General features: G+C 62.0%; 1 protein-coding gene. It reads left to right on the top strand.

What is annotated here, in order from left to right; genetic code table 11:
• Window positions 1-37: 37 nt before the first annotated feature.
• Window positions 38-650, top strand: a 613-nt coding sequence (locus ACFPPB_RS20375) for a DDE-type integrase/transposase/recombinase (protein WP_377330497.1), incomplete at its 3' end; no start/stop codon positions are given.

Here is a 650-nt window from a genome sequence, read left to right on the forward strand (position 1 = left end):
CAAAAAAATATCAAGCGCTGTTCGGGGACGAGGCGTCATGACGTCCCTCGAAGAGCGCCAAATCGTGATCAGCCTGATCAGCGAAGCGACCACCGCGGGGGCTCGCCAAGAGCACGCCTGCGAGATACTGGGGCTGAGCGCGCGCACGTTGCAGCGTTGGCAAGACGGTGCGCCGGACGCCGTGGATGGGCGTTCGTTGCGGCACCATGTGCCCTCGCACAAGCTCAGCGCCGAGGAGCGCGCCGAGCTATTGGCGGTCGCCAACTCCGCCGAATTCGGTCACCTGCCACCGAGCCAGATTGTGCCTCGTCTGGCTGACCAGCAACGCTATATCGCATCCGAATCGACCTTCTACCGGGTCCTGCGGGATGAAAAGCAACTGGCGCATCGGCGCAGTGAACGGCCATCCCAATCACGCAGCAAGCCACGCGCCGTCTGCGCCACCGCACCCAACCAGTTGTACAGCTGGGACATCACCTACCTGCCCACCACCGTTCGCGGACAGTACTTCTACCTGTACCTGTTCATGGACGTGTTCAGCCGCAAGATCGTCGGCTGGCAGGTCTATGCCGAAGAGAGCAGCGCCCAGGCCAGTGAAGTGCTCAAGGATCTGTGCGTGCGCGAAGCGATACAGCCCCACCAAGTGATTT

Source organism: Rhodanobacter terrae (assembly GCF_042657005.1).
GTDB lineage: Bacteria > Pseudomonadota > Gammaproteobacteria > Xanthomonadales > Rhodanobacteraceae > Rhodanobacter > Rhodanobacter terrae.